Here is a 19,411-nt window from a genome sequence, read left to right on the forward strand (position 1 = left end):
ACTCGCGGAGGGCGACGAGTACCGGGAGCACCGCACCCGGCCCCTGGGCAAGCCCCTCACCCTTCCCGCACCCTTCGCCTTCGACCTGGACACCGCCGACTTCGTCTGATCCCCTGAAGGCCGGGGGTGCGACATCGTGGGGAACGCGCGGGAACAGGCCAGATGGACCAGGGCGCGGCTGGGGCGGTGCGGGCCCGTGCTGGATCTGCTCACCGCCCGGTTCGCCCGGCACGAGTACGCGCCGCACGCGCACGACGAGTACACGGTCGGGGTCACCGTCGGCGGCCTCGAGGTGATCGCGTACCGCGGCGGACGCATCGTGTCCGGGCCCGGCTCGATCGTCGTCCTGGAGCCCGGCGAGATGCACACCGGAGGCCCCGCCGCCCCCGAGGGCTACGCCTACCAGGCGCTGTACGCCGCCCCCGCCCTGCTCGGCGACGGCACCCTCGGCACCGCCCTCCCGTACTTCCCCGACCCCGTCCTGCACGACCCGGAGCTGGCCGCCGCCCTGCGCCGTACGCACACCGACCTCAGCGCCCACCCGGACCCGCTGGAGGCGGAGTCGCGCCTGCCCTGGCTGCTCGCCGCGCTCGCCCGTCGCCACTCCACGTCCCGCGCCGAGGACGGCGCCCTCCCCGGCGCCCGGACCGTCGCGCTCACCGTCCGCGACCGCCTCGCCGACGAACTCCTCGCCCCGCCCTCCCTGGCCGACCTCGCCGCCGACCTCGGCCTCTCCCGCTACCAGCTGCTCCGCGCGTTCCGTACGACGATGGGCGTGCCGCCGTACGCGTGGCTCGCCCAGTACCGGGTGGCCCGGGCCCGCGCCCTGCTGGACGCCGGGGTGCGGCCGGCGGAGGCGGCCGCCCTCGTGGGGTTCGCCGACCAGGCGCACCTCACCCGCTGGTTCCGCCGCGTCCTCGGGGTGACCCCGGCGGCGTACCGCAACAGCGTTCAAGACGCGGGGCGCTGAGCGGGCGGACACTCCTCCCATGACTGCACGCGGCTGGTTCCTGTTCTCCCTGATGGGAGTGGTCTGGGGCATCCCCTATCTGTTGATCAAAGTGGCGGTGGACGAGGTGTCCCCGTCGGGCGTGGTGTTCGCCCGCTGCGCCGTCGGCGCGCTCCTCCTGCTGCCCTTCGCCCTGCGCCAGGCGGGTCTCGCCCGGAACCTGCGGGCGCACTGGAAGCCGATGCTCGCGTTCGCGGTCATCGAGATCGTCGGCCCCTGGTACACGCTGACCGACGCCGAACGCCACCTCTCCAGCTCCACGGCCGGCCTGCTGATCGCGGGCGTCCCGATCGTCGGCGTCCTGCTGTCCCGCGCCTTCGGGCGGGCGGAGTCCCTCGGCCCCCGACGGATCGCGGGCCTGGCGCTCGGGCTCGGCGGCGTGGGCGTCCTCACCGTCCCCCACCTGACCGGCGGTGACGCCCTCTCCCTCGCGGAGGTCCTGGTCACGGTCGTCGGCTACGCGACGGCCCCGCTGATCGCGGACCGCCACCTCAAGGACGTCCCCACGCTGCACCTGATCACGCCCTGCCTGGCCCTGGCCGCCCTGGTCTACGCCCCCGCGGCGATCGCCTCGCGTCCCGCGGTCCTCCCCACCCCGCAGACCCTGGTCGCGCTGGCCGCCCTCGGCGTCGTCTGCACGGCGGTGGCGTTCGTCGCCTTCCTGGAACTGATCAAGGAGGCGGGTCCGATCCGCGCGTCCGTGATCACGTACGTCAATCCGGCGATCGCGGTGGCCGCCGGCGCGCTCTTCCTCGACGAGGCCCTCACCGCGACGGTGGTGGCCGCCTTCGTCCTGATCCTCACCGGATCGGTGCTGGCCAACGCGCGGGAACGGAAAGCGGCCGGCCGGCGGGTACCATGGTCGGCACGGCAGACGAGCCGGGCGGACGGCCGCGTGGAGTCCCCCTAGGGGGCTTCCCGAGGAACGTCCGGGCTCCACAGGGCAGGGTGGTGGCCAACGGCCACCCGGGGTGACCCGCGGGACAGTGCCACAGAGAACAGACCGCCCGGCGCTCCGGCGCCGGGTAAGGGTGAAACGGTGGTGTAAGAGACCACCAGCGCCTGAGGTGACTCAGGCGGCTAGGTAAACCCCACCCGGAGCAAGGTCAAAAGGAAGCACCCCGGTGCTTCTGCGCGGACGATCGAGGGCTGCCCGCCCGAGTCCGCGGGTGGACCGCACGAGGCCGGTGGCAACACCGGTCCTAGATGGATGGCCGTCGCCCCGGCACCCGCGAGGGGGCCGGGGAACAGAACCCGGCGTACAGCCCGACTCGTCTGCCGCTCTCCATGCCGCATGCCGTCCGAGCGGCATTCAAGGGGAGCCGGGCGCCGTGCTCCCGGAGGATCCACGTCCGTCCGAACCGGGTGCGTCGATGCCCAGCGACACCAACCGCAGGTCGGCTTCGGGCCTCGCCACGGAAACAGGGTGTCCGGGCCGTCCCGGCGCGATCCACTCCGTCAGCCTTCCGAGGTAGGCCCGCACCGTCACGCCCTCTGCCGCGGCCGCCGCCGCCAGGCGGTCGTACGTGGCGCTCGAGGCACGCGGCTCCCTCTCAGGCATCGGCCGGCTGCCTTCCCCCGGCCAGCAGGTCGAGCAGTTCCTCCGCCCACGACGGGTCGTAGCCGTCGAGGCGGGGCAGGCCCCCCTTGTCGGGGTCGCCCGTCCATCGGACGTGCGCGCCGGGGTTGTGGACCGCGTACCCGCCGGGCGCGAACAGATGAGGGCTGCCCTGGATGTCGGGCCCCTGGGCGACGCGGAACTGCTCGTAGATCTCCGCGCGGCCGGCGCCGCGTTCGAGAGCGCGCGCCAGGGCCTCTTCGTCGACGTGCTCACACCCCGCGGCGACGTCGAGGATCTCGGAGGGAACGCTGACGCACCGGCTCTCGACGTAGAACGCGTGCCGCAGGCCGGCGTCCAGTTCGTCGCTGCCGCGCAGGCCGCCCACGGACGGGTCCTTCGCGGCCTGCACGGCTTCCATCGCGGGCAGCATCGTCGAGGGGTAGTCGTACTCCTTCCCGGCCCACGGACGCCAGCCGAGGTCGGGACGGTGCGCGGAGATGACCACGATCTCCGGCTCCACGATGTACTTGGGCGTGGGCTGGTGGTTGAACAACTCCAGCGGGAAGGCCCGGTGGTCGATCAGGAGGTCCTGCTCCCGTGCCCGGGCCGCGGTGCGCAGCGTGTGCAGGGCGAGGGTGGCCCAGGGGCACCCCAGGTCCGACCAGACGGTGACGGGCCGTGGTTCAGGGGCAGCGCACATGGTGTCCTCCTTGGTAGCGGGACCACACCGGGGTCCCCGGGGGTGTGCCGCGTCGTGGAATCCCATGGTGACGCGCGTGCGGCGCCCCGCGCCCGATGCCGGTGCTACTTCGTCAGGTCGCCCCGCACCGGGCCGCGCGGAGCCGCCGGCCGGCCAGGACGGTGGTCCGGACACCGTCCGAACCGTACGCTCCGGACAGGGACGCGCGCAGGAGAGGAAGGCGGTGGTGGCCCGGCCACCGCGGTCCGTCACAAGTCCTGTGCTCGCTGTACCTGGGACGGGAACCCCGCCTGCCGCACAGTGAACGGGCAGCCCTTCGGACCGTCATCGTCTACTCCCGATGGAGAGTCCGTTCCATGAGTGTGGTCGCACTGAGCCCTGACCAAGCGCAGAGTCCGACCAGGCACGAGCTGCCGTACGCGCCTCCGTGCAACGTATCGCTGCCGGAGATGTGCTCACGGCTGTTCGCCTCCCTGCCCCGCAGCGACCAACGTCGCAAGGGCATGGACTACATACGTGGTTTGCTGGAGGTGAGGGGACGCAAATCGATACGCAACATCGCCGCGCTTGCCGGGGGACAGGCGACGGAGCAGAGTCTGCACCACTTCATCAGCGACTCGAGCTGGGAATGGGGTCCGGTGCGCCGGGCGCTGGCCTGGTACACGGTGAGCGTGGTCCCGCCACAGGCGTGGGTGGTGCGGCCCATGGTCATCCCCAAGGCCGGGCGGCACTCCGTCGGAGTGGAGCGGCGCTTCTTCCCGGAGCACGGGCAGATGCTCAACGCCCAGCAGGCCGTGGGCGTATGGGCGGTCGGAGAGGAGGCGAGCGTGCCGGTCAACTGGCGGCTCCAGCTCTCCCCGGCCTGGCTGGCCGAGGACCGTCGGCGCCGCGCGTCCATACCGGACGACGCGTCGGCGGAGACCCTCGGTGAGTGCTCACTGCGGGCCTTTCTCGAGACGGCGGCCTGGCGGCTGCCGTCCCGCCCGCTGGTGATGGACGCCCGCGGCGGTGACATCACCTCGACGGTGTCGCAACTCCTCGGCCGGGGGACACAGATGATGCTCAGGGTGAACGACTCCCTGCGGCTGTCGGTGAGGGACCCCGCGTTGAAGGGCTTCGACACCACCCCCAGGCCGGTGCACCAGATCATGAGCGCGAGCGGCGGCCTGCAGCGGCCGGTGGTGTGGCCGGGCGACGGGGTCAGGTGCTCCGGGCTCGTCACCGCCGTACGGGTGGCGCTGCCCGCCCCCGCGGGCCGGCGGGCCGGCCGCGGGGACGGCGACCTGCTGCTGCTGGGGCTGGGGAACAACGACCGGCGCCGGCCGCGGGAGGTGTGGCTGACCGACCTGACGTCGGTTCCGCCCGCGTTCCTGATGCGGTTGCGGGGGATGATCTCCCGGGTCGACCAGGACCTCGTCCACGGGGCCGACCAGGTGGGGATCCGCGACTTCGCCGGACGCTCCTACCGCGGCTGGCACCGTCACGTCACCCTCGCGTCCGCCGCGCACGTCCTGGCGGCCCTGGGCGACACCGGCGACGCCGAACTGGGTTATGCGTCCTGATCGCCGGCCGGCTCGTCGCGTTCCCGCAGCACACGCCGTATCCGTGACATGCGGAGCGCGAGCTGGATCTCCAGGGCGCGTTCGGGCTTCTGCCAGTCCGGGCCGATCAGCTCACCGATGCGCTCCAGCCGGCGGGCCACGGTGTTGGGGTGCACGTGGAGTTGCTCGGCCGCGTACGTGGGACTCCCGCCGGTGTCGAAGTAGGCGTCCAGAGTGCGGATCAGTTCCGTCAGCCGCTGCTCGTCGTAGTCGAGCACGGCTCCTATGGTGCTCTGGATGAATCCGTCCGCGTCCCCGTGGTCCGACAGCAGCAGCCCCAGGAACCCCAGCTGCTGAGCCGAGGCGCAGGTTCCCGCGGCGCCCAGGGCGGTCATCGCGTCCATGCAGCGTGACGCTTCCCGGTACCCGTGGAGGACCGCTCCGGGGTCCGACACGGGTCCGGAAGCGCTGACCGTGGGCGGACCGCCGGGCAGGGACGACAGCTCGTCGTGCACCGTCCGGGCGGCCGCGCCCGGGTCGGTGCCCGGCAGCAGCAGCACGATGTCGCTCTCGTGTGTCGTCTGGAGCCCGTTCAGACGGCGTGCGCAGGCCGATGCCCGGCTCACCGCATGTGCCTGCGCACCCCCTTCGACGCGGGCGATCACGACGACGTGCGGCTGGTCGAGTCCGATGCCCAGCCGGCGGGCGCGCCGCTCCAGCAGATCCTGCGGGCGGGACACACTGAGCAGCAGGTCTTCGAGCAGTTCGTCCCGGACGCGCCCGTCCACAGGAGCCTGGCCCTCCTGCAGGGACAGCAGCACCGCGACGACGCGCGCCGCGTACCGCAGCAGTGCCGCGGTGCCGGCGGTCAGGGCCGGACCGGCCTGGACGTACAAGGCGCCCAGGTGGTGACCGCCGGCGAGGACCGGCACGGACCAGATGCCGTCCTGGAGCAGGACGGGGGCGGGATCCAGCAGGACACCGGTGGCCTTCTCGGCGGGAGTGAACTCCTCGCCGCGCCCGGACAGATCACCGGACACGGCGATCGTCGTACCGTGCGGGCCGCACAGCAGCACCGGAGCCCTCAGTCTGATGTGGCACTCCTCCACCAGCAGCTGCGGGGCACAGCCGTCGAGCACCAGGGCGAGCAACGCCCCTTGGGCCTCGGTGAGCCCGCGCGCGTCGGCCAGGTCCGCCTCGGCGCGCGACAGCCGGTCCCGCAGCGCCGACATCTCCGCGAGCGTCTCGTCCAGGTACACGGCCCGTGACAGCGCCACCCCGCCGATCTCGGCGAGCATGTTCGCGAGCGCTATCTCGTCCGCGGAGAAGTGGCGCACGCTGCGGTCCGCCACGTGCAGCGATCCGGCGAAGGCGGTGCCGCGGCTCAACGGCACGGCGAGCACGGCGTGCAGACCCTCGGCGTCGATCCACTGATCGAGTTCGGCGGCGTGCCGGAAGCTGTCGTCCGTCAGATAGTCGGAGGTCCACAGCGGCGCGCGGTGTGCCAGTACCGCGGCCGCGAGACCGGCTCCCTCCGGTAATCGGAGCTGCGTGTTGAGCATCGTGACGTGACCGTCGAGCGAGTGCAGCCGTAACGCCCCGTCGTCGTCGGCGGCGGGCAGGGTGACCCACGAGACGTCGACGCCGAGCAGCAGCCGCGCCCGGCGGGTGATGATCTTGAGGGTGTCCTCGACCGTGTGCGGGCTCGCCAGATCGGAGGCGGTGTCGACGAGCGTGGCGAGGGCGGCGCTCCGCTGCTGCCGGCGCTCGAGCCGGGCCTGGATGCTCAGGGCCAGCCGCTTGATCCGTTCCACCGTGCGCAGGTCGGCGCCGGTCACGCCCTGTCTTCGCGCCTCCTCGACCACGGCGTCGAACCGGTTCGCCTGCCCTTCACCGGCCAGGAGGTCCAGCAGGGCCAGCACAGCCGCCACCGCTTCGTCCTTCGTCCCCGACACGAGGTCCTCCGGTGTCTCGATTCCCCAGCGCTGGCAGTGACGGTGCACGAGGGCGAGTCGCACGGGCCGCGGCTCCACCGGTGCAACAGGACGACACCCGCGTGCATTCCGCTGAGCCGCGCCCGCGCACCGAGAACCACAGCCACTCCCCCGTGTGGCGGCCTGGGGGGCCTGCGGACCGCCACCCTGCCGGCCGAGCAGGCTGACGGCTCGCTGACCCCCACGAACTCCCCCCGAGAGTATGCCAGTTGCCGTATGCGGTGAGACTCCGCAAAACGGGTGCGTGCCGTCACACCCGTGGGGTGTGACGGCACGCCCGGATCGAGTCCGCCGGCGGTCAGAGCGACAGGAGCGAGACGATGGCAGGGCCGAAGGCGGCACCGAGGAGATACGCGAGGTTGAACAGGCCGATGGCCGTGGGGCGTTCGGCGTCGGGGACGGCCGAGGTGGCGTGCACCGCGAACGCGCCCTGGCCCGAGGCGGCCGCGATCGACGTCAGGGCCTGAGCGGCCAGCAGGACCGCGGGGGAGGTGCCGACGGCCGCCAGCACCGTTCCCGCGAGGGCGAGACCCACCAGCGCGGTGATCACGAACCGGCGGCCCGCCCGTGCCGCCGAGACCGCCACGACGAACCAGGACAGGGCGCCGCCCAGCAGCAGCGGCCACACCATGGCGACGCCGATCTCGCTGGTGGACCACGACGTGTGGTCCTCCAGCCGCTCCGGAATCGCGTACATCATGCCGAAGTTGACCACCGCCAGGCACAGCGCGAGACCCGCCGCGACCAGGAAGCCCGGGTTGCGCAGGAGGACGGCGGGGACGAAACCCCGCGGCCGTGCGCGCACCTGGGCCGCCAGCAGCGCCGCGGCGAGGACGGAGCAGACCCCGGCGGCCAGGGGCTGGTGGGGCACGAACACCAGCGCGGTGACCAGCGCGGTCAGCAGCACCGCGCCCAGCGGGTCGAACGGCTCCCGGGTGACCGGGGCGCCGGGCGCGCACCGGGCCACGGCGAACGGCACGGCCACGGCGCTCAGCACGGGCAGCGCCAGGGTGGCCTGCCAGGACAGCAGGTCGTTGACGAGGGAACCGGCCAGCGGGGCCGTCGAACCCACCACGGCGAGCGAGGCGGTGACCAGTCCCATGGCGCGGGGCGAGCCGGCCAGGCTCATGGCCGTCGCCGTGAGGCCGGCCGTGCCGAGGCCCATCAGGGCGGTGCCCAGGACGAGCACCGGCAGGACGGGTATCCCGGCCACCAGGCCCGCCCCCAGCAGGACGAGCAGACCGCACGTGGTGAGCGCGGCGCGAGCTCCCCGGCGGTCGAGCAGCCCGGCCAGCAGCGGCGTCCCGACGGCTATGCCCCAGCCGAACGCGGTCACCGTCCAGGTGACGGCACCGGTGGAGACGTCGAGGTCCCGCGCCGCGTCGTCCAGCACCAGGGCGGGGCCCGCGATGCCGAAGGACAGCGGGCCGGCCATCAGGGCCAGCCAGAGGGCCGCGGGTCCGTGGAACGGGCCGCGGGTGTCGGTTGCGTGAGGTTTCCTGCCCGGCGCGGCGGGACCCTGGGCGCCGGACTCGGCGAGTGAGTTGCTCATCGGTGCTCCCTGAGCGGTCGGTCGTCGCTGGATCACCCTGGCCCGGTCCGGCGTGCAGCCCTTCGGGGGAGAAGGCGCCGGCCGGGCCAGGGAGTCGGGGATCGGGGCAGGAGGCGAGCGGGGCGGCCGGGCCGGGCGCCGGCCGGGAGCCCCGCTGCCGTCCCTGCCCGGGGGATCAGCCGTCCAGCGTCGGGTAGTCGGTGTAGCCCCGGTGGTCGCCTCCGTAGAAGGTCTCCGGGTCGGGCGTGTTGTACGGGCCGCCGGCCTTGATCCGCGCGGGCAGGTCGGGGTTGGCGAGCCACAGCGAGCCGATGCTCACCGCGTCGCACAGGCCCTCCGCCAGGACCTCCTCGGCGGCCTCGGGCGTCACCGCCGCCTCCTCGCCCGTGGCGTGCGGGTTGAGGATCAGGACGCCCGGCCACTCGCGCCGGATCAGCTTCGTGATGTCACGGCCGCCGAACTCCATCAGGTGGACGTAGGCCAGGTTGAGCGGTGCCAGGGCGCGGATCAGGGCCTCGTACAGCGCGGCGGAGTCGCTCTCCTCGATGCCGTTGGTGGTGTTGGCGGGGGAGAGGCGGATGCCGACCCGCTCAGGACCGATCGCGTCGCTGACCGCCTGGGCGACCTCGACGGCGAAGCGGATGCGGTTGTCGACGCTGCCGCCGTAGGCGTCGGTGCGCAGGTTGGTGTTGTCGGCGAGGAACTGGTGGATCAGGTAGCCGTTGGCTCCGTGCAGCTCCACACCGTCGAACCCGGCGTCCATCGCGCACTTGGCGGCCGAGATGTGGTCCTCCACCGCCCGGGCGATGTCCTCCAGGTCCATGGCCCTGGGCGTGGGGTGGTCCAGCATGCCCTCCGGCGTGTACATCCGGCCGCCCGAGGCCACCGCCGAGGGGGCCAGCGGCAGTGCGCCGTCGGGGTAGAGGCTCGGGTGCCCGATACGGCCGGAGTGCATGATCTGCACGAAGATCCGGCCCTGCCGCTCGTGCACCGCGTCGGTCACCCGACGCCATGCCTCCACCTGCTCGGGCGTGTGCACGCCCGGTGTGTCGATGTAACCCTGCCCGATCACGCAGGGCTGCGTGCCCTCGGTGATGATGAGGCCCGCTCCGGCGCGCTGTCCGTAGTAGTCGGCGGCCAGCGGGGTCTGTACGCCGCCCTTGGCCCGGCTGCGCGTCATCGGCGCCATGACGAGCCGGTTGGGCAGCGTCAGCTTGCCCAGGGGCAGCGGTTCGAAGAAGTGGCTCACGATCTCCTCCATCGGGGAACCGGCTTGTTCCACACCGTAGGAAGGGGGGAGGTCAGGCCGAATCAGTAACATTTCTGAAACCGGATACGTACGTCGGCACGGCTTGCCTACCGGCGGGCCGCATCAGGGGAGTGGGGGCACCTACGTGCTGTACGGCAGGTCCGCCGAGCTTGCGGCGCTCGAAGAACTGACCGCCGGGGCCCGCGAGGGACGCAGCGGTGCCCTGGTCCTGCGCGGTGAGGCGGGCATCGGGAAGACGGCCCTGCTCGACCGGACGGCGCAGTCGGCGTCGGCGGCGGGCATGCGGGTCCTGCGGGTCACCGGGGTCGAGCCGGAGGCGGACCTGGCCTTCGGCGGGCTGGTGCAGCTGCTGTGGCCCGTGCAGGACCGGCTGGACGGGTTGCCCGAACCCCAGGCGGACGCCCTGCGGGCGGTCCTCGGGGCGGGCCGCACCCCGACGCGGGACAGGTTCCTGACCGGGCTGGCCGTCCTCACGCTCCTGGCGGACCTGGCCGAGCAGGGGCCGCTGCTGTGCCTGGTGGACGACGCCCAGTGGCTGGATCAGGCCACCTCCGACGCGCTCCTCTTCGCCGCCCGCCGGCTCGCCGCCGAGCAGGTGGCCATGGTGTTCGCCACCCGGGACGAGGGGTTCGCCGCCCCCGGGCTCACCGAGCTGCGCCCCTCCCGGCTCGACACCGGCGACGCGGTGAGTCTCCTCGCCGACCTGGGACTGCCCCCCGCCCTGCGGGACCAGGTCATCGCCGAGTCCGCCGGGAACCCGCTGGCGCTCATCGAGTTCGGCGCCGCCCGCCGCGACGACCCCGGAAGCTTCACGCCCGTGACCGTCGCCGACCGGGTGCTGTCGTCGTACCGCACCCAGATCGCCGCGCTCCCCGAGAAGACGCGGCTGGCGCTGCTGTTCGCCGCCGCCGAGGGGCGGGGCGACCTGCCGCTGCAGATGAAGGCGGCCCGCACGCTCGGCGTGGGTCTGGAGGACCTGGAGGACGCGGAGCGGGCGGGGCTGATCCAGGTGACCGAGAGCACCGTCGTGTTCCGCCACCCGCTGATCGGGACCGCCGCCTACCAGGGAGCCGTGCTGGCCCGGCGGATCGCCGCCCACCAGGCGCTGGCCGACGCCGCGGAGGACCCGGACTGCCGGGCCCGCCACCTGCCCCTGGCCACGACCTCACCCGACGACGAGGTCGCCTCCGAACTGGTCGCCGCCGCCGAGCGGGCCGCCGACCGCAGCGCCTACGCCGCCGCCTCGCTCCTGCACCAGCAGGCCGCCCGGCTCACCCCCGACCGTCGCGCCCAGGCCCACCGGCTCACCGACGCCGCGGCCTGCGCGCTGAACGCCGGGCACGCCGGCCAGGCCCGGGACCTGGCCGAGCAGGCCGAGCGGTCGAGCCCCGAGCCGGAGGACCTGGCCCGGCTCGCGCCCGTACGAGCCGCCGTGATGTTCGAGTCGGGGGACCGGCGCGAGGCCGCCCGCCTGCTGCTGCGGCGGACGCACGCGGCCGGTCCCGGTCTCGGCCCCGCCATGCTCCGCACCGGTGCCACGTACGGCTGGTTCGCCGGCGACGCGGACTCCGTGCGGGAGGCCGCCGAGCGGCTGGCGTCCCTCGGGGAGGCCGACCCGATGGTGGAGGGCATGGCCCACCTCGTCGACGACGACTACGCCCGCGGACTGCCCCTGCTGGAGCGCGCCGTCGCCGCGGGCCAGGACGGATCGGACGCCGCCCGCACGCGCGCCCTGCACAGCGCGATCCTGCTCGGCGACGACGCCACCGCCATGGAACTGGCCGCGGCCGAGGTGTCCCGCTGCCGAGCGCAGGGCCTCATCGGCGCCCTGCCCCAGGCCCTGCACCTGCTGGCGGAACGCCAGGTGCTGGCCGGGGCCCACCGGGACGCCGAGGCGTCGGTGGCCGAGGCCGTGGAGATCGCCCGCGACACCGGGCTGCGCGAGCGCGTCGCCTGGCTGGGCGGCGTTCCCGCCCGGATCGCGGCGATCGAGGGCGACGAGCAGCGCTGCCGCGACCTCGTGCGGGACGTCCCCGACGCCGGCCGGGTGGCCGGCGAGAGCGCCCTGAGCCTGCTGGAACTGGCGCGCGGCGACTACGAGGCGGCCCTCGGCCGGCTGGAGACCGCCGCCGGCCCGGGGCCGCAGCGCCACATGGCGATGGCCATGGCCACCGTCGCCGATCAGGTGGAGGCCGCGGTACGGCTCGGGCAGACCGAGCGGGCCGAGCGGCCGATGCGCGCCTTCGAGGCCTGGGCGCGGGCCGGCCGGCAGCCGTGGGCGCTGGCGGTGGCCCACCGGTGCCGGGCGCTGGTCGACGGGCGCGAGGAGGACTACCGGGAGGCGGCCCGGCTGCACGGACAGGGCCGGCGGCCCTTCGAGCGGGCCCGTACCTCGCTGCTGTACGGGGAGTGGCTGCGCAGGGCCAGGCGCCGCACCGAGGCGCGTGACATGCTCCGGTCCGCCCTGGAGGACTTCGAAGGGCTGCGCGCCGTGCCCTGGGCTGAGCGCGCGCGTGCGGAGCTGCGGGCGGCGGGTGACGCGACGACGAGCGCGAAGGCCACCGCGGAGAACGTCCTCGACCGGCTGACCCCGCAGGAGCTGCAGGTGGTCCGGCTGGCGGCCGACGGCAACAGCAGCCGGGAGATCGCCGCGCAGCTGTTCCTCAGCCGCAGGACCGTCGAGCACCATCTGTACAAGGCCTATCCCAAGCTGGGCGTCGGCTCCCGGAGGGAACTGGCCCGTCTCAACCTGGTCTGAAGGGGCGGATCTGACAGAGATGGTTCCGACCTGACAGATCCGTCGCGGCGTCCGGGCCGCTCGCGGACGAGGCCGGGGCCTCTTTGCCAGAATCCGTGACCATGATGCGTGCTGCCTACATTGAACAGCTCGGATCTCCGGACGTCATCCGTTACGGTGATCAGCCCACGCCGGAACCGGGGCCGACCGACGTCCTGGTGGACGTCACGGCCGTCTCGGTCAACCACGTCGACACCTTCGTGCGCTCGGGCGCCTGGCGCACCCCGCTCACCTTCCCCTTCGTCATAGGCCGGGACCTCACCGGCACCGTCGCCGCGGTCGGCACCGGAGTCCACCGGTTCCGGCCCGGCGACCGGGTGTGGTGCAACAGCCTCGGCCACGACGGCCGTCAGGGGGCCGCCGCCGAGCGGGTGGTGGTGCCCGTCGACCGGCTGTACCGCCTGCCGGAGAGCGCCGACCCGTACGAGACCGTCGCGCTGGCCCATCCGGCCGCGACCGCCTACCTCGGCCTGTTCACCCACGGGCGGCTCCGCTCCGGCGAGACCGTCGTGGTCGTCGGCGCGGGCGGGAACGTCGGGAGCGCCCTGGTGGTGATGGCCGCCGCGGCGGGCGCCCGGGTCGTGGCCGTCGCCTCCGCGCGGGACGCCGCGTACTGCCGCGGACTAGGCGCCGACCACGTCGTCGACTACCGGGACCCCGACGTGCCCGGGCGCATCCGCGCCGCCGCCCCGGCGGGCGCCGACCTCTACCTCGACGCCTCCGGCACCAACGACCTGGAGACCGCGGTGGACCTGCTCGCCGGGCGGGGGCGGATCGTGCTGCTCGCCGGACTGCGCTCCCGGCCCGTGCTCCCGGTGGGCCCGCTGTACCTGAGGGACCGTTCGATCCACGGCTTCGCCATCTCGCACGCCACCGCCGAGGAGCTCGCCGAGGCCGCCAGTGCCGTCAACCGGCTGGTCGCCGACGGCCGTCTGAGGCCCCGGGCGGTCGAGCGGCTGCATCTGAGCGACGCCGCCGAGGCCCACCGCCGGCTCGAGGAGGGCAAGGTGCACGGAAAACTCGTGCTGAGCGTCACCGACGGGGCCTGAGCCGGGCGGGGTGAACGGCGCCGGTGAAATGCGGGAATTCGGACCTGACAAATGAGAAAGCCGCTCTTTGACCGGCGCCGGGCGGCCTCGACAGAATTCTGCACATGACTCAGTCAATCATCGACACCTCGCCGCTCTTCGAGCTCAAGGCCGACATTCACATTTCCGCGACCCCGCTCGAGGTCTACTCCGTCGTCAGCGATCTGCCCCGCAGTGCCGAATGGAGCCCCGAATGCCGGGGCGGCACGTGGGTCTCCGGCGAACCGTCCACCGTCGGCGCCGTCTTCCGCGGCGAGAACCTCCGCAGCGAGGACGTCGTCGCCTGGGCGCCCCTGGTGCGCGGCGTCTGGCACACCGAGTGCCGCATCACCGCCGCCGAGCCCGGCCGCACCTTCCGGTGGATGATGCTCACCCACGCCCGCGAGGACCAGGAGAGCATCTGGGGCTTCGACATGGAGCCCGCCGGGGACGGCTGCGTGCTCACCCACCACTTCCGCATGGGCCGGGCCACCGCCGGCATCCACAAGATCGTCGCAGACCTCGACGAGGACGACCGCAAGCGCTTCGTGGCCGACTGGACCGCCAAGCTCGAGCAGGACCTCGACGCCACGCTGAAGCGCATCAAGGACGTCATCGAAAAGCGGTGACACATTCCCGTTGATCCGTACGGGAGCCAGAATTCAAACGGCCCGCCGCACGGCTGCGGAACAGTCACGGCGGAGGAGAGGGTGGGCAGATGTTTCTCCAGCGCATCGGAAACAAGGGAATTCGGCTGGGCACGCTCTTCGACCGGGCCGCGGCCCGGCATCCGGCGAATCCCGTGATTCTCGACCATGATCTCGACGTCGCCCCGGAGCGCGGGCGCCGCATGACGCTCACGGAGGTCGCCGACCTCGTGGACGACCTCGCCTCGCGGCTGTGGGCGGCCGGCGTCCGGCCCGGGGAGCGCGTGGTCGTCCACAAGACCAACGGGTTCGACATCACGCTCCTGGCCTGCTCCACGGCCAGGATCGGCGCCGTCCCGGTCCTGCTGTCCCCGAAGCTCGACGGCGCCACCGTGTGCGAGCTGGTGCGCCGCGTGGACCGGCCCTACCTGGTGACCGACCAGGACAAGCTGGACCACCACCTGCCCGCCGAGATCTTCGGTCTGGCCCGGCAGGTGCTCCTGGCCTCCGGCAGCCACGACGAGGCCGTCACGCTCGCCTCGCTGGCCGGTTCGGCCCGGGTCGAGCCGGTGACCATGCCCCCGGACCACCCGACGCTGGTCACCCACACCTCCGGCACCACCGGAACGCCCAAGCTGGCGGTGCACACCGGGCGCACCTTCCAGGCCCGCTACCGCCCGCAGGGCACGGTGGCCTCCCTGGTGGGCCGCAGCGAACCGGTGGCCATCCACGTGTCGTTCGTGCACTCGCGGATGTTCACCGCGATGCCCATCACGATCCTCCAGGGACACCCCATGATCATCCTCCGGGACGACGACCCGGAGGTCGTGGCCGAGGTGTTCCGCCAGGCCCCGCCCGGCCTGATAGAGGCGCACCCCAACACGTTCCTGCGCTGGGAGGTGCTGGTCGACGACCCGCGCCGGCCGCTGGCCAACGTGAAGTACTTCAGCAGCACCTTCGACGCCATCCACCCGCGCACCGTGCACCTGATGCTCAAGGCGTCACGGCGCGAGTCGCCGCAGTTCGTGCAGATGTACGGGCAGAGCGAGGTCGGCCCGATCGCCGGGCGCACCTACTCCAAGAAGCGCGGCGCGGACGCCGACGGCCGCTGTGTGGGCTCCCCGTTCCCCGGCATGACGGGCGTCCGGGTGGTCAGCCGGGACGGCAAGCGGCCCACCAAGTCCAACCCCGGCTACATCGAGGTGCGCTCCGACGGACGGATCGTCACCTACCTGGGCGAGCACCAGCGCTGGGAGAAGCAGGCCGACGGCGAGTGGTGGCGGATGGGCGACCTGGGCTACCGCACCAAGTGGGGCTGTCTGCACCTGCTCGACCGGGAGGTCGACGAGATCGAGGGCATCGACAGCACCCTGGAGATCGAGGACACCCTCTTCGCCCGGATACCCGAGCTCGTCGAGGTCATCATCGTCCCGGACGAGGACGGCAGGCCCCTGCCCGTGGTGTGCACCCGTGACGACAAGCCGCTCGACCTGGCGGCCTGGAAGTCCGCGGTGGCCGGTCTGCCCGCGATGGCGGAGCCCGTGCAGTGGAAGCTCGACGACCTGCCGCAGACCGCCACCACCAAGATCAAGCGGCTGGAGCTGGCCCGGCTGCTCAAGGCGGAGCGGACGGACGCGTAGGGCCCGGATCCCGCACCGCCGCCTCCGCGGGGCGCGGGCCCGCCCTCCCCCCACGCGGGCCCGCGCCCCCGTCACCCCCCGCCCGGCGGCCCGGCGCCACCCTCCGGGCCGCCGTCCCCAGCCGAGGAGTTGCCCCCGATGACGGCACTGCGCGCCTCCCGACGCCGGATCGAGCACTGGGATCCGGAGGACGAGGAGTTCTGGGAGCGCACCGGCAAGCACGTCGCCCGACGCAACCTCGTCCTGTCCGTCCTCTCCGAGCACATCGGGTTCTCGATCTGGAGCATGTGGTCGGTCCTGGTGCTGTTCATGTCCCCGGCCATCGGCCTGGGCTTCGCCCCGAGCGAGAAGTTCCTGCTGGTGGTCACCCCCACCCTGGTGGGGGCACTGCTGCGACTGCCCTACAGCTACGCCGTGACCCGCTTCGGCGGGCGGAACTGGACCGTGTTCAGCTCGGTCCTGCTGTTCGTGCCCGCGCTGCCCGCGCTGTACTTCGTCCAGCGGCCCGGCACACCCCTGTGGGTGTTCCTGCTCATCGCCGCGACCGCGGGCGTCGGCGGCGGCAACTTCGCCTCCTCGACCACCAACATCGCCCACTTCTTCCCCCGGCGTCACCAGGGCTGGGCGCTCGGCCTCAACGCCGGCGGCGGCAATCTGGGCGTCGCCGTCATCCAGCTCGTCGGCCTGCTGGTCATCGCCACCGCCGGCGACACCCACCCCGCCTACGTGATCGCCGCCTACCTGCCGCTGATCGCCCTGGCCGCCGTGCTCGCGGCGCTCGGCATGGACAACATCGACACGGGCCCGGCCTCCACTGGCGCGCTGCGCGAGGCGGTGGGCAACCCGCACACCTGGTGGATCTCGCTGCTGTACCTGGGCACGTTCGGCTCGTTCATCGGGTACGGCTTCGCCTTCGGGCTCGTGCTGCAGAACCAGTTCGGCGCGACACCGCTGGAGGCCGCCGGACTCACCTTCCTCGGGCCGCTGCTCGGCTCGCTGTCCCGCCCGCTGGGCGGACGGCTCGCCGACCGCTGGGGAGGCGCCCGGGTCACCTTCTGGAACTTCCTCGCCATGGGCGCCGGCACGCTCCTGCTGCTGGTGGCCTCGGCCCACCGGTCGCAGGCGCTGTTCGTCGCCGTCTTCACGGTGCTGTTCGTGCTCAGCGGCCTGGGCAACGGCTCCACGTACAAGCTGATCCCGGTCGTCTTCGCCGGGCAGGCGGAGACCGCCGTCACCGCGGGACACGACGCGACCGAGGCCTTCGCCCGGGCCCGCCGCCTGACCGGCGCGGTCATCGGCATCGCGGGCGCGGTCGGCGCGCTCGGCGGCGTCGTCGTCAACCTGGCCTTCCGGGCGTCCTACGGCAGCCGCGGCACCGGCGAGCCGGCCTTCTGGTTCTTCCTCGCCTTCTACGCGGTGTGCGTGGCCGTCACCCTGCTGGTCTACCTGCGCACCCCGCACGGCACCCCGGCGGACGCCGCGCGGCGGGCACGGCCGGCCCGACGCGGGGCCGCCGAGTCCTCGGAGGTCACCCGTGCCTGACAGCGCGCCGCGCCCGAGCGTGGCCACGCACTGCCCGTACTGCGCCCTGCAGTGCGGCACCCGCCTCGGCCACGGCGCCTCGGGAACCGTGGTGGAACCCTCCGACTTCCCCGTCAACGACGGCAGCCTCTGCCAGAAGGGCTGGACCGCGCCCGCGGTGCTCGACGTCCCGGACCGGCTGCGCCGGCCACTGCTGCGCGGACCGGACGGCCGTCTCGCCCCGGCCGACTGGGACACCGCCCTGGACACGGTCGCCACGCGGCTGCGGCGCATCCGCGACGAGCACGGCCCGGACGCGCTCGCCGTGTTCGGCGGGGGCGGCCTCACCAACGAGAAGGCCTACCTGCTGGGCAAGTTCGCCCGGCTCGCCCTCCGCACCAGCCAGATCGACTACAACGGCCGGTTCTGCATGTCCTCGGCCGCCGCGGCCCAGAACGCCGCCTTCGGCCTGGACCGCGGACTGCCGTTCCCCGTCGCCGACCTCGACGCGGCGGACACGATCCTGCTCGCCGGCGCCAACCCCGCCGAGACCATGCCCCCGCTGATGCGGCACCTGCGGAAGGCGGACCTGATCGTCATCGACCCGCGCCGCACCAAGACCGCCGAACGGGCTGCCCTGCACCTGCAACCGGTGCCCGGCACCGACCTCGCGCTGGCGCTGGGGCTGCTGCACATCGCCGTGAGCGACGGCTGGTGCGACAAGGAGTACGTCCAGGAACGCACCACCGGCTTCGACGCGGCCTGGCGGCGCGCCGTCACCTGGTGGCCCGAGCGCGTCGAACAGGTCACCGGCGTCCCCGTCGCCGAACAGCGCGCCGCCGTGGAACTGCTGGGCGAGGCCCGCCGGGCCTACGTGCTCACCGGACGGGGCGCCGAGCAGCACAGCAAGGGCGCCGACACCGCCGCGGCCTTCATCAACCTCGCCCTCGCCCTGGGCCTGCCCGGCGTCGCGGGCCGCGGCTACGGCTGCCTGACCGGCCAGGGTAACGGGCAGGGCGGCCGCGAGCACGGGCAGAAGGCCGACCAGCTCCCCGGCTACCGCATGATCACCGACCCGGAGGCACGGGCCCACGTCGCCCGGGTCTGGGGCACCGCACCGGACGCCCTGCCCGGCCCCGGCCGCAGCGCCTACGAACTGCTCGACGCGCTCGGCACCGAGGGCGGCCCGCGCGCCCTGCTGGTGTTCGGCTCCAACCCCCTGGTGTCCGCGCCCCACTCCGGCCACGTCGCCGGCCGGCTGGACGCCCTCGACCTGCTCGTGGTGGCCGACTTCGTGCCCTCGGAGACCGCGCGGACCGCCGACGTCGTCCTGCCGGTCGCGCAGTGGGCCGAGGAGGAGGGCACCCTGACGAACCTGGAGGGCAGGGTGCTGCGCCGCCGCCGGCTGCTGCCCCCGCCGGAGGGCGTGCGCACCGACCTGGAGGTCCTGCACGGCCTCGCGGTCCGGCTCGGCGAACCGGCCCACCGCTTCCCGACGGCGCCGCGCCAGGTCTTCGACGAACTGCGGCGCGCCTCCCGGGGCGGCACGGCCGACTACTCCGGCATCACCTACGAGCGGCTGGACGCGGGGGAGGCCCTGCACTGGCCCTGCCCCGAACGCCCCGAAGGGCAACCGCACCCCGGCACGCCCCGCCTCTTCCTCGACGGCTTCGCCACCCCGGACGGCCGCGCCCGGTTCGCCGAGGTCGACCACCGCGACCCGGCCGAGACGCCCGACGCCGACCACCCCCTGTACGCCACCACCGGACGGGTCCTCGCCCACTACCAGTCCGGCGCGCAGACCCGCCGGGTGCCCGAACTCAACGACGCCGTTCCCGAGCCGTACGTCGAGATCCACCCCGACACCGCCGAACGCGCGGGCCTGCGCGAGGGCGGCACGGCCCGCGTCACCTCGGCCCGCGGCACCACGGTCGCGCGGGTCAGGCTGGTGGGCAGCATGCGCACGGACACGGTGTTCCTGCCGTTCCACCATCCCGGCGCCGGCCGGGCCAACCTGATCACCGCGACCGCCCTCGACCCCCGCAGCAAGATGCCCGAGTTCAAGGTCTGCGCCGTGCGGATCGAACCCGGCTCCGACGCACCGTGAGGCCC

12 protein-coding genes, 1 other RNA gene and 1 pseudogene are annotated in these 19,411 nt (G+C 73.5%); 10 read left to right on the plus strand and 4 right to left on the minus strand.

Annotation, left to right across the window (positions count from 1 at the left end; genetic code table 11):
* Positions 1 to 136 precede the first annotated feature (136 nt).
* The 3 genes and pseudogenes from ELQ39_RS22730 (at position 137) to rnpB (ending at position 2,287) form a co-directional block, all read left to right on the plus strand.
* On the plus strand, positions 137 to 970 hold the full coding sequence (locus ELQ39_RS22730; RefSeq protein WP_242593674.1) for an AraC family transcriptional regulator: 834 nt from the start codon (positions 137 to 139) through the stop codon (positions 968 to 970).
* Between the two features lie 52 nt (positions 971 to 1,022).
* Positions 1,023 to 1,772 (plus strand): annotated as a pseudogene (locus tag ELQ39_RS32725) (DMT family transporter); the annotation flags it as partial.
* Between the two features lie 112 nt (positions 1,773 to 1,884).
* Positions 1,885 to 2,287, plus strand: an RNA gene (rnpB, locus tag ELQ39_RS22745) — RNase P RNA component class A.
* A gap of 275 nt (positions 2,288 to 2,562) precedes the next feature.
* On the opposite strand, the gene ELQ39_RS22750 is transcribed toward rnpB, so the two are convergent.
* Positions 2,563 to 3,270: a DsbA family oxidoreductase gene (locus ELQ39_RS22750; protein ID WP_242593678.1), complete on the minus strand. Its 708-nt coding sequence runs from the start codon at positions 3,268 to 3,270 to the stop codon at positions 2,563 to 2,565.
* A gap of 356 nt (positions 3,271 to 3,626) precedes the next feature.
* Between ELQ39_RS22750 and ELQ39_RS22755 the strand changes: the two genes are divergently transcribed.
* On the plus strand, positions 3,627 to 4,832 hold the full coding sequence (locus tag ELQ39_RS22755; protein WP_277994722.1) for an IS701 family transposase: 1,206 nt from the start codon (positions 3,627 to 3,629) through the stop codon (positions 4,830 to 4,832).
* Here ELQ39_RS22755 and ELQ39_RS22760 read toward each other — a convergent pair.
* The 3 genes from ELQ39_RS22760 to ELQ39_RS22770 form a co-directional block, all read right to left on the minus strand.
* Positions 4,820 to 6,829, minus strand: a complete 2,010-nt coding sequence (locus tag ELQ39_RS22760) for a helix-turn-helix domain-containing protein (protein WP_242593682.1) — start codon at positions 6,827 to 6,829, stop codon at positions 4,820 to 4,822. The two genes, ELQ39_RS22755 and ELQ39_RS22760, sit on opposite strands and share 13 nt — an antisense overlap.
* 274 nt (positions 6,830 to 7,103) lie before the next feature.
* Complete coding sequence (locus ELQ39_RS22765; protein WP_242593684.1) at positions 7,104 to 8,357, minus strand: MFS transporter; 1,254 nt, start codon at positions 8,355 to 8,357, stop codon at positions 7,104 to 7,106.
* Positions 8,358 to 8,532: 175 nt separating this feature from the next.
* Positions 8,533 to 9,618, minus strand: a complete 1,086-nt coding sequence (locus ELQ39_RS22770) for an alkene reductase (RefSeq protein WP_190000378.1) — start codon at positions 9,616 to 9,618, stop codon at positions 8,533 to 8,535.
* Between the two features lie 133 nt (positions 9,619 to 9,751).
* On the opposite strand from ELQ39_RS22770, the gene ELQ39_RS22775 reads away from it, so the two are divergent.
* The 6 genes from ELQ39_RS22775 (at position 9,752) to ELQ39_RS22800 (ending at position 19,406) form a co-directional block, all read left to right on the plus strand.
* Entirely contained in the window at positions 9,752 to 12,385 is a 2,634-nt protein-coding gene (locus ELQ39_RS22775; RefSeq protein ID WP_225626758.1) for an ATP-binding protein, read from the plus strand.
* Between the two features lie 104 nt (positions 12,386 to 12,489).
* Positions 12,490 to 13,473 (plus strand): zinc-binding dehydrogenase, encoded by a 984-nt coding sequence (locus ELQ39_RS22780; protein WP_190000938.1) that lies wholly within the window; start codon positions 12,490 to 12,492, stop codon positions 13,471 to 13,473.
* Between the two features lie 104 nt (positions 13,474 to 13,577).
* Complete coding sequence (locus ELQ39_RS22785; protein ID WP_190000376.1) at positions 13,578 to 14,120, plus strand: SRPBCC family protein; 543 nt, start codon at positions 13,578 to 13,580, stop codon at positions 14,118 to 14,120.
* Between the two features lie 89 nt (positions 14,121 to 14,209).
* Positions 14,210 to 15,778, plus strand: a complete 1,569-nt coding sequence (locus ELQ39_RS22790; RefSeq protein ID WP_190000375.1) for a class I adenylate-forming enzyme family protein — start codon at positions 14,210 to 14,212, stop codon at positions 15,776 to 15,778.
* Positions 15,779 to 15,916: 138 nt separating this feature from the next.
* Positions 15,917 to 17,320, plus strand: coding sequence for a nitrate/nitrite transporter (locus ELQ39_RS22795; protein ID WP_242593686.1), 1,404 nt, complete (start codon positions 15,917 to 15,919; stop codon positions 17,318 to 17,320).
* Complete coding sequence (locus tag ELQ39_RS22800; protein ID WP_242593688.1) at positions 17,313 to 19,406, plus strand: molybdopterin oxidoreductase family protein; 2,094 nt, start codon at positions 17,313 to 17,315, stop codon at positions 19,404 to 19,406. The genes ELQ39_RS22795 and ELQ39_RS22800 overlap by 8 nt, the downstream gene beginning before the upstream one ends.
* Positions 19,407 to 19,411: the final 5 nt, after the last annotated feature.

It is taken from the genome of Streptomyces sp. GB4-14, assembly GCF_022696125.1.
Lineage (GTDB): Bacteria > Actinomycetota > Actinomycetes > Streptomycetales > Streptomycetaceae > Streptomyces > Streptomyces werraensis.